This window comes from Vreelandella stevensii S18214 (assembly GCF_000275725.1).
In the GTDB taxonomy this organism is placed as follows: domain Bacteria; phylum Pseudomonadota; class Gammaproteobacteria; order Pseudomonadales; family Halomonadaceae; genus Vreelandella; species Vreelandella stevensii.
In genome coordinates this window covers 206,368-216,308 of sequence record NZ_AJTS01000036.1, presented here as the reverse complement: position 1 = coordinate 216,308, position 9,941 = coordinate 206,368, and the positions used below count along the sequence as shown (strand labels likewise).

Genomic DNA, 9,941 nt, shown 5'->3' with positions numbered 1-9,941 from the left:
CCCGCTGGTCGCGGGCGCTTGCCAAACGCTGCTGCCACGCCTCAGACACTGGCATCCACCGCCAGTGCCGCAGCGCGTTCGGCCTGGGCATTGCGCTGAGCCTGCTGGGCCAGCCGCTCGCTATGCTGCGTGTCGTCTTCGCAGGTGTCGCGGCGCTCGGGGTGCAGGCCCAGCTTGGCAAACAGCGCGCGGTCGCGCTCTGCTTGGGGGTTGCCGGTGGTCAACAGCTTGTCGCCGTAGAAGATCGAGTTGGCACCGGCCAGAAAGGCAAGCGCCTGGGTGGATTCGCTCATCTGCTCGCGGCCTGCCGAGAGGCGCACATGGCTCTGGGGCATCATGATGCGCGCCACGGCAATGGCGCGGATGAACGTCAGCGGGTCCAGGTCCTCCGCGTTTTCCAGCGGGGTGCCCGGCACCTTTACCAGCATGTTGATCGGCACCGACTCAGGATGCGGGGAGAGCCTGGCCAGCTGTTGCAGCAGCGCGCTGCGATCCTGGGCGCCTTCGCCCATGCCGAGAATACCGCCAGAACACACCTTCATACCGGCATCGCGCACGGTGGCCAGGGTTTCCAGGCGGTCGCTGTAGGTGCGCGTGGTGATGATCTCGCCGTAGTAGTCGGGGGAGGTGTCGAGGTTGTGGTTGTAGTAGTCCAGCCCCGCAGCGGCCAGCCGGGTGGCCTGTTCACCATCGACCATGCCCAGCGTCATGCAGGTTTCGAGCCCCAGCGCTTTCACTTGGCGCACCATCTCTTCCACCGCCAGCAGATCCTTGTCCCGGGGGCTGCGCCAGGCCGCTCCCATGCAGAAGCGGCTGGCGCCCGCCTCTTTGGCGGCCTTGGCTTGGGCCACCACTTTCTCTATTTCCAGCAGCTTCTCTTTTTCCAACTGAGTGTTGTAGTGACCCGACTGGGGGCAGTACTTGCAGTCTTCCGGGCAGGCCCCGGTCTTGATCGACAGCAGGGTAGACACCTGCACCGCGTTGGCATCGAAGTGTGCCCGATGCACCTGCTGGGCCTGAAACAGCAGGTCGTTGAAGGGCAACGCAAATAGCGCGTCGATTTCCTCGAGGGTCCAGTCATGGCGCGGAGCGGCGTCAGCCGAGTGAGAAGCCGTCGTGTGAGTGGTCACGGGTAAACCTTTTTTAATTTGAAAGTTGACAGGACTCTAGCGGTGAGATGTCAAGGGTGTCAACTTTTAATGATTGGTTGGTTTACTGGAGGGCGGGGGAAGGGAACATTCGTCACGGTGCACGGCCTGCTTTATACTCTGCGCCCTTTGATCACCACTGGAGCGCAGATGCCTGACGCGACCTCGCTGCCCCCTGAGCATGACGCCTTGACCGACCGCGACCCGGCCACGGGGCACCCGCGGCCGCCGCGGCGCGAATTCAAAGCGCGCGGCAGCTTCGTCAAGCGCTGCGAAGGATGCAATCTGCCCGAGTTGAACTGCCTGTGCCCTTATCAGATCAAGGCAGAGAGTGACGCTCAGGTGTGGCTGCTGACCCACTCCATCGAGCACTTCAAGCCGACCAATACCGGCCGCCTGATTGGCGATGTGCTGACCAACACTCGGGTATTTACCTGGTATCGCACGGCGCCGGACGAGAAGCTGGCCGCACTGCTGCAAGACCCGCGCTATGCGCCGTTCGTGATTTTTCCTGACGACCAGCCGGATTACGCGGAGCGGGTGGTGGGGCTGGAGGCCGTCCAAGCGGTCAAGCAGCAGTCGCGTATTCCAGTCTTCATCATTCTGGACGGCACCTGGCGACAGGCCCGGCGCATGTTCCGCAAGAGCCCTTACCTGGACACGCTGCCGGTATTGCCGCTGCGCACCGAGCGCGAAACCCGCTACCGGCTGCGCAAGCCCGCCTCGAAAGCCCACCTGTGCACCGCCGAGGTGGCCATCGAGCTGCTGCGTCAGAGCGGTGATGAAAATGCCGCCAGCGTGCTGGACGACTACTTCGATGTGTTCAACGACAGCTACGCCGAGAGCCGTTACTACCGCAAGATCGAGGAGCCGACGGCGGCCATGACTCGGCTGTTGGCCCGAAAGGCGCGGGATACTCCGCGCTGATCAGGGCCTGGCGCCGGGTAGCCAGCGCAACAGCACCTTGCGCACCCAGTACCAGCGGTTGATCAGCAGGGCCGTGAAAATCAGCGCGCAGCCGGTGAGCTGAAGTGCCGACATGGTTTCGTTGAACCACCAGGCGGCCAGCAGCGCCGTCCAGACCGCCTCCAGCATCAGAATGACCGCTGCATGACTCGGTGTGGTCATGCCCTGCGCCTTGATCTGAAGAAAGAACCGCAGTGAGCTGGCCAGCAGCACGCTGGCCAGGAACCAGCCCAGAATTGGGGCATCGAGGGAGAGGGTCTGCTCTTCCACGACCCATGAAACAGCGGTCAACACGATGCCCACGGAAAGCAGCTGCAGCGTCGTCAACGACAGTGCAGGCACATTGCGCACCACCCGCGTATTGACGTTGATCAGCAGCGCGAAGCACAAGGCCGCGCAAAGCATCAGCAGCTGGCTGGCCTCTACCCGAAAACCGGCATTCAGCGATAACAGCGCAAAGCCTGTCAGCGCGACGGGCAGGGCTACCCAGGTGCTGGTGGCGGGACGGTCGCCAAACAGCAGGCGAGCCACCACCGGCACCAGCAGAATGCCCAAGCTGTTGATGAAGGCGCTTTCGCCCAGATGCTGGGAGTGATGCAACCCCAGCACCCAGAAGGCGATGGCCGCACTGAACAGTACGCCTACCAGCAGGCCGCGGCGAATACGCCGGGCCGGCAGATGGCGCAGCGTCGGCCAGGCGAAGCCCAGCAGAATGACCCCCGCGAGCAGAAAGCGGGTGCCGATGAACAGCAGCGGAGGCATGCCTGCCAGCGCTTCCTTGGAAAATATCCACCCGCCTGCTGCCAAGGTGGTCACCAGCAGCAGCAGGGCATCGGCCTGCCAGGGGGCTTGCCGAATGGTGCTATGGCTCACGCGGCGCCGCCAAACAGCGCTCCGGCAATTCTGAAGCCCGCCACCCAGGTGCCAATGGCCGAGCCTGCCGTGGCGAGAATGAACACCAGCAGCGTGCGTGACACGCGGTTTTTCCACCAGCCTTTCAGTTGCGTCACGTCATGGCGCAGGGTGGAGAAATCGCGCACCTTGGGTTTGCGCATGTACAGCTCGACCCCGGCGGCCACGAAACCGGCGCCAATGGTGGGGTTGAGCGACGTTAGCGGCGCAGCAAAGAAGGTCGCGATCACGGTGAGCGGATGCGCCAGGGCAATCAGGGTCGCCCCCCCGGATAGCAGGCCATTGATCAAGAACCACTCCATCACCAGCTGCCAGCCCAGCTCGGTATTACGCGAAAAACCGACCACAAAGCCGGTGAGCACCAGTGCGGTGACCAGCCAGGGCATGGCTTTCCATAGCTTGGAGGGCGGCGGAGTAGCTTCCAGCGATTCCCGCTCCTGGGTCGGGTTTTCCGGTAGCGGTGTTTCCAGGTGCTCGCCGGTGCCTTTCAGGTGGCCTGCGCCGAGCACGACCAGCACGTTCGAGTAGCGCCCGGGAGGTGCCTCTTCGGCCAGGCGTAGCGCCATATAGCGGTCGCGTTCGCGGATCAGCGGGGTGTAGAGCGTTTCTGATTCCGCTGCGAATTCGCTGAAGGTGGCTTCCAGCATATCGCCCTCCTTGAGCTTTTCGATCTCCTCCTTGGAGACATCCTGACGGGAGAGCACGCTGCCAATCAGCCCGGAAAACAGCGAGAAGCGCTGCCACCAGGGCACGTTGCTGTAGATGCGCTTGAGCGTGATGCCCACATCGCGGTCCACCAGCAGCAGCGGCAGTTGGCGAGCACGGCACTCATCCACCGCCGCGCGCATTTCGGCCCCCGGCTGGATGCCTGACTGCTCGGCGATACGCTGCTGGAAGGCCCCCAGCGCCAGGCTGGCGGCGACCATGCCGGCCTTACCCTGCTTGAACACTTGAAACAGGTCCTGCTCGCCCATGGCATCGGGGTTGTCCATGCTGTGATGGCGGGCGTCACACAGCTCGATGGCCACCGCATCGAAATGGCCGGTAGCAATCAATTGGCGCACGTCGTCGGCGCTTTCGGCCGAGACATGGGCCGTGCCCAGCAGGGTGTAGCAGGTGTCGGCCACGGTCACGGTTTTCAGCGGGCCGCTAGTGGAGGGCAGGGGCGGCGTCGGTGGCCGCGTAGTGTCATCGTGGGTCATTCAACAGTCTCGATATATAAGTATAAAAAGGTGAAAACGTACACAAGCCGTCAGTACCGGGGCTCAGTGGTGTATCAACGCCGCCAGAAGGCCGGAGTAAAGAGCACCAGGACGGTGAAAATTTCCAGGCGCCCCATCAACATGGCCAGTACCAGAATCCATTTGGCCAGGCTGGGTAAGTCGCCATAGTGGCTGCTGGCTTCGCCCAGCGCGGGGCCCAGGTTGTTGAGCGCCGAGCCCACCGTCGACCAGGCGGTCACTTGATCCACGCCGGTGGCCATCACGCCCACCAGCATCAGGAAGAACAGCATGACATAGGCCGAAAAAAAGCCCCATACCGCCTGCGCGATGCTGTCGGGAACGCTGACCTTGCCGACCTTCACCGCAATGACCGCGTTGGGGTGAATCAGGCGCATGACTTCGCGCATGCCCTGCTTGAGAATCAGGATGATGCGGATCACTTTCATGCCGCCAGCGGTGGAGCCCGAGCAGCCCCCTACGAAGGCGGCAATGAACAGCAGAAACGGAATTGCCCCGGGCCAGCCGGAGAAGTCGGCCACGGCGAACCCCGCCGTGGTAGCCACGGAGACGACCTCGAACAATGCATGCCGCAGGCCGGTGATGTCGTGGTAGGTGTTGGTCAGCCACAGGGTAATGACGGTAATCACGGTCAGCCCCGCCAGGAACAGCAGCAGAAACCGGGCTTCCGGGTCCTGAAAATAGTGGGTCAGGCGCTTCTCGCGCCAGGCCACGAAGTGGAGGCTGAAGCTCACCGCCGAAATCAGCATGAAACTGATGCAGATCAGCTCGATGGCGGCGCTATCGAAATAGCCGATGCTCAGGTCATGGGTCGAAAATCCGCCGATGGCCACGGTGGAAAAGCTGTGGCCCAGCGCATCGAACCAATCCATGCCCGCGATCATGTAAGCCACGAAGCAGGCAAAGGTCAAGGTGGCGTAGATATACCACAGCGCCTTGGCGGTTTCGGTGATGCGCGGCGTCAGCTTGGAGTCTTTCAGCGGCCCCGGAATTTCCGTGCGGTACAGGGCCATGCCCCCGACCCCCAGGGTCGGCAGGATGGCCACCGCCAGTACCACGATGCCCATGCCGCCCAGCCACTGCAGCTGCTGGCGGTAGTAGCGGATCGACTCGGGCAGGAAATCGATGCCGGTAATGACCGTGGCCCCGGTGGTGGTCAGGCCCGAAAAGGATTCGAAGACGGCATCGGTAATACTCAGGGAGCCCTCGCCGAACAGCATCAGCGGCAGCGAGCCAAACAGTGCCAGCACGGTCCAGAACATGGCCGCGATGATGAAACCGTCCCGAATGCGCAGCTCCTTGCGCGCCCGGCGATTCGGCAGGTAGATCAGCAGGCCGGTGATGACGGAAATCGCGATGCCGCTCATGAACGCGTGCCAAACGCCGTCGCGAAACCACAGCGACATCAGCATGGGAGGCAGCATGGTGAGGCTGAACAGCATCAACAGCAGCCCCAGGATACGTAGAATAATCCGCAGGCTCATGGCAGGGAGGGTCTCATTGCTGGCTGGTTCCTAGAAAAACGTCAATCCCACCTGGAAAAGCCGCTCGACGTCGCGGATACGCCGTTTGTCGATCACGAACAGAATCAGGTGATCACCGCTCTCCACACGCACGTCGCCGTGGGCAATCATCACCTCTTTGCCGCGCACCACGGCACCGATGGTGGTGCCTTCGGGAAGCTCGATCTCATCGATGGTGCGGCCCACCACCTTGGAAGACTGCTTGTCGCCGTGGGCAATGGCCTCGATGGCTTCCGCCGCGCCCCGGCGCAGGGAGTGCACGTTGACGATATCGCCCCGGCGCACGTGGGTCAGCAGGCTGCCGATGGTGGCCTGCTGCGGTGAAATGGCGATATCGATATCGCCACCCTGGACCAGGTCCACGTAGGCGGCGTTGTTGATCAGCGTGAGCACCTTCTTGGCCCCCAGCCGCTTGGCCAGCAGCGACGACATGATGTTCACCTCGTCGTCGTTGGTCAGGGCGCAGAAGATGTCGCAATCCTCGATGTTCTCTTCTTCCAGCAGGCGCTTGCTGGTGGCGCTGCCGTGCAGCACCACGGTGCGGTCCAGCCGCTCCGAGAGCGTGGTGCAGCGCTCCAGGCTGTGCTCGATGATCTTGACCTGATGGCTATGCTCCAGATGCTCCGCCAGGCGTTCGCCGATGTTGCCACCCCCGGCAATCACCACCCGGCGGAAGTCGCGCTCCACCTTGCGCAGCTCGCTCATCACCGCGCGGATATCCCGCCGTGCCGCCAGGAAGAACACTTCGTCGTCGGCTTCGATGACCGTGTCGCCCTGGGGGATGATCGGTCGATTGCGCCGGTAGATGGCGGCGACGCGAGTTTCCACGTTGGGCATGTGCTTGCCCAGGAAAGCGAGATTCTGGCCCACCAGCGGGCCGCCATAGAAGGCTTTCACCGCCACCAGCTGCACCAGCCCTCCGGCAAACTCCAGCACCTGCAGGGCGCCGGGATGCTCGATCAAACGGCGCACGTGGTCGGTCACCACCTGTTCCGGGCTGATCAAGACGTCGATGGGAATGGCTTCGTGGGCAAACAGGCCCTTGCGGGTGAGGTAAGCCGTGGAGCGTACCCGCGCGATCTTGGTGGGGGTGCGAAACAGCGTGTGGGCCACCTGACAGGCGATCATGTTGATCTCGTCGGTGTTGGTCACCGCGATCAGCATGTCGGCGTCTTCGCAGCCTGCCTGGCGCAGCACGATGGGATAGGAGCCCGCACCGGTGACCGTGCGGATATCCAGCTTGGTGTGCAGCTCGCGTAGCCTGGCGCCGTCGGTGTCGACGACGGTGATGTCGTTTTCCTCGCGGGCAAGATGCTCCGCCAGGGTGCCGCCGACCTGGCCGGCGCCGAGAATGATGATTTTCATCGCTAAGCATCGGTTCCGTTATGAGCGCCAGCGTTTTATCAGCACGCGGTGTGCGCTGCAACAAAGACGGCGGCCAGTGTAAACCAGCCGCCGTCGAAAAGCAGGTGACGATTACTCCAGCGTGAAGCCGACCTTGATCGTGACCTGCCAGTGGGCAACACGCCCATCTTCGATGTGACCGCGCGTATCGGTCACTTCCAGCCAACGCATGTTGTGCACGCTTTCGGACGCTTTGGCCAACGCGTTCTGCACGGCTTCCTCAATACCTTTTTCGGAAGAGCCGGTAAGTTCGATGTGCTTGTAGGTGTGATGACTCATGTGTTCTCCATCCTTGTCATGAATTCACTGCCTAATGCCCCTGAGGCCAGGCGCTTGCCTTAGGCAGTCTGCTTCTCCAGTCTGGCATAAAAAAAGCCATCGTGACTGTTTTGTGCGGGAAACAGTTGCCTGCCCGGCCCACTGGGCTCGCCCCAGGCCACATCGTTCGGCGTGGTGGCCCGGGCGTCGGGGGTGCGGGCCAGAAAGGCCTCGATCTGGCCGCTGTTCTCTTCCGGCAGCACCGAGCAGGTGGCATAGAGCAGCGTGCCGCCGGGGCGGAGCAGCGGCCACAGGTTGTCGAGCAGGCGCTGCTGCAGGCTGGCCAACTGACGAATGTCCTCCTTGCGGCGCAGGGCCTTGATGTCCGGATGGCGGCGAATCACGCCCGTGCCGGAGCAGGGGGCATCCAGCAAAATGGCATCGAACGGCGTCCCGCTCCACCAGTCGCGGGTGGTCGCATCGGCATGCTTCAGCTCTGCAGCGAGCCCCAGCCGAGCAAGGGTGTCATCGACACGCGCCAGGCGCTGATTGTCGCTGTCCAGCGCCGTCAGGGCGATATCGAACTGCTCCAGCAAATGAGCCGTCTTGCCGCCCGGGGCGCAGCAGGCATCCAGCACATGGGCGCCGGGCCTGGGTGCCAGGGCCGGGCCCAGCAGAGCGGCCGACAGCTGGGCGGCTTCGTCCTGCACGCTGACGTGCCCCTGGGCAAAGCCGGGCAGTACGGTCACGTCGCAGGGGGTGTGCAGCGTAATGCCGTCCGGGGCGTGCAGGCACAGCTCGCCGCCCAACCCCTGCTCGGTGAGTCGCGTGAGGTAGGCTTCACGGTCGTTGTGACGCTGGTTGACGCGCAGCGTCATCGGGCCGGGCTCGTTGTTGGCTTGGGCGATGGCCCGCCACTGATCGGGCCAGGCGCTGCGCAGCTTGCCCAGCAGCCATTGGGGGTGCTCCAGGGCGACGCTTTCATCACGGTCCACCTCGGCCTGCAGCGCGTCGGCTTCGCGCTGCAGGCGTCGCAGGCAGCCATTGAGCACTCGTGTCGCCCACTCCTTGTCCAGCAGGCGGGCGGCGCCGGCGGTTTCGCCCACGGCGGCGTGGGCCGGGGTGCGCATGTAGAGCAGCTGATAAATACCGATCAGGAGCAGGGCCTGAACGTCGGCGTCGCGCTTCTTGAACGGCTGCTTCAGCAGGCGTTGGGCCAGCGCCTGAAGGCGCGGCAAGCGGCGGCAGGTGCCATAGCACAGCTCCTTGAGCAGCGCGCGGTCCCTGGCCACTACGCTGTGCTCGTCCAGCCCCGCCAGGGAGCCCTTGTCGGTGAGGATCGGCACCAGGCTTCTGGCCGCCGCCGCACGCACGTCCAGTCCGCTCCCCGTGGGTGTGCGCGGTAGGTTCATTGGGCGGCTCCTTCCAGCGACTGGCCGAGGCGGTTGCCCACGGTCAGCGGCGTTTGGCGAGCGTTCAACAAGTCACGGACGGCCATGGCCTTGCCGCCGGGCAGTTGCGCGCGGCTGACGCACAAGACCTCCTGGCCCTGGGCACCGCAGGCAATGCGCAGGTGCTCTTCACCGTGCGCCAGCAGCGTGCCTGGTGGGCAGGCGGGCTGCTCGCCGGGCTCGACGCTGGCCATCAGCAGGCGCAGGCGGTCGCTGCCCAGCGCGCACCAGGCCACGGGCCAGGGGTTGAAGGCGCGAATCTTGCGCGCCAGCTGCTCGGCAGGCTGAGAGAAGTCCAGTTCGGCTTCGGCCTTGCTGAGCTTGGCGGCGTAGGTGACGCCTTCGTCGGGCTGGGCGGTGGCTTGAAGGCTGCCGTTGTCGAGGTTGTCCAGCACGTGGATCAGCGCATTGGCCCCTTGAATGGCCAGGCGGTCGTGCAGGTCGCCGCCCGTGGTGCGGGGCGTGATCGGGGTGCGCACTTCGTGCAGCATGGCGCCGGTATCCAGGCCCGCATCCATCTGCATGATGGTGACGCCCGAGGCGCTATCGCCCGCTTCGATGGCGCGCTGGATGGGCGCCGCGCCGCGCCAGCGGGGAAGCAGCGAGGCGTGTACGTTGATGCAGCCTAGGCGCGGCGTATCCAGCACTGCCTGGGGGAGCAGCAGCCCGTAGGCCACCACGACCATCACATCGGCGTTCAGGGCCGCCAGCTCGGCCTGGGCTTCGGCGTCTTTCAGGCTGACGGGTTGATACACCGGCAGTGCCTGGGCTTGAGCCAGCTGTTTGACCGGGCTGGGAGTGAGTTTACGTCCCCGACCGGCAGGGCGGTCGGGCTGGGTGTAGACCGCCACCACTTCGTGTTCGCTGTCGAGAAGGGCAGCAAGGCTGGAGGCGGCGAAGTCTGGCGTGCCAGCAAAAACAACGCGTAACGGTGACATGGTGGAGAGCCCTTGAGTGAAAAGAGAAAGTGCTGCCGATGAAACGCAGGAGGGCCGAGAGGCAGCGTTGTCGTCACAGGTAAGCTTGTGGGGCAACGTT

General features: G+C 64.0%; 9 protein-coding genes. 1 reads left to right on the top strand and 8 read right to left on the bottom strand.

Annotated features, from left to right (window positions below; all coding sequences use genetic code 11):
- Window positions 1-41: 41 nt before the first annotated feature.
- Window positions 42-1,130 carry a biotin synthase BioB gene (gene bioB, locus HSS18214_RS0108905; protein WP_016914946.1) on the bottom strand — a complete coding sequence of 363 codons (1,089 nt, stop codon included), beginning with the start codon at window positions 1,128-1,130 and terminating at the stop codon, window positions 42-44.
- Between the two features lie 168 nt (window positions 1,131-1,298).
- On the opposite strand from bioB, the gene HSS18214_RS0108900 reads away from it, so the two are divergent.
- Window positions 1,299-2,075, top strand: a complete 777-nt coding sequence (locus HSS18214_RS0108900) for a tRNA-uridine aminocarboxypropyltransferase (protein ID WP_016914945.1) — start codon at window positions 1,299-1,301, stop codon at window positions 2,073-2,075.
- Here HSS18214_RS0108900 and HSS18214_RS0108895 read toward each other — a convergent pair whose 3' ends face one another.
- The 7 genes from HSS18214_RS0108895 to fmt form a co-directional block, all read right to left on the bottom strand.
- Window positions 2,076-2,987: a DMT family transporter gene (locus tag HSS18214_RS0108895; protein ID WP_016914944.1), complete on the bottom strand. Its 912-nt coding sequence runs from the start codon at window positions 2,985-2,987 to the stop codon at window positions 2,076-2,078.
- A complete protein-coding gene (locus HSS18214_RS0108890) occupies window positions 2,984-4,228 on the bottom strand; it encodes a TraB/GumN family protein (RefSeq protein ID WP_016914943.1) in 1,245 nt (414 codons plus the stop codon). Before HSS18214_RS0108890 ends, HSS18214_RS0108895 begins: the two co-directional genes overlap by 4 nt.
- Window positions 4,229-4,302: 74 nt before the next feature.
- On the bottom strand, window positions 4,303-5,751 hold the full coding sequence (locus HSS18214_RS0108885) for a TrkH family potassium uptake protein (RefSeq protein ID WP_016914942.1): 1,449 nt from the start codon (window positions 5,749-5,751) through the stop codon (window positions 4,303-4,305).
- A 30-nt stretch (window positions 5,752-5,781) separates the two neighbouring features.
- Window positions 5,782-7,155, bottom strand: coding sequence for a Trk system potassium transporter TrkA (trkA, locus tag HSS18214_RS0108880; protein WP_016914941.1), 1,374 nt, complete (start codon window positions 7,153-7,155; stop codon window positions 5,782-5,784).
- A 111-nt stretch (window positions 7,156-7,266) separates the two neighbouring features.
- Complete coding sequence (locus HSS18214_RS0108875) at window positions 7,267-7,473, bottom strand: dodecin (RefSeq protein ID WP_016914940.1); 207 nt, start codon at window positions 7,471-7,473, stop codon at window positions 7,267-7,269.
- Window positions 7,474-7,532: 59 nt separating this feature from the next.
- A complete protein-coding gene (gene rsmB / locus HSS18214_RS0108870) occupies window positions 7,533-8,864 on the bottom strand; it encodes a 16S rRNA (cytosine(967)-C(5))-methyltransferase RsmB (RefSeq protein ID WP_016914939.1) in 1,332 nt (443 codons plus the stop codon).
- Window positions 8,861-9,841 (bottom strand): methionyl-tRNA formyltransferase, encoded by a 981-nt coding sequence (gene fmt, locus HSS18214_RS0108865; protein WP_016914938.1) that lies wholly within the window; start codon window positions 9,839-9,841, stop codon window positions 8,861-8,863. Before fmt ends, rsmB begins: the two co-directional genes overlap by 4 nt.
- Between the last annotated feature and the right edge of the window lie 100 nt (window positions 9,842-9,941).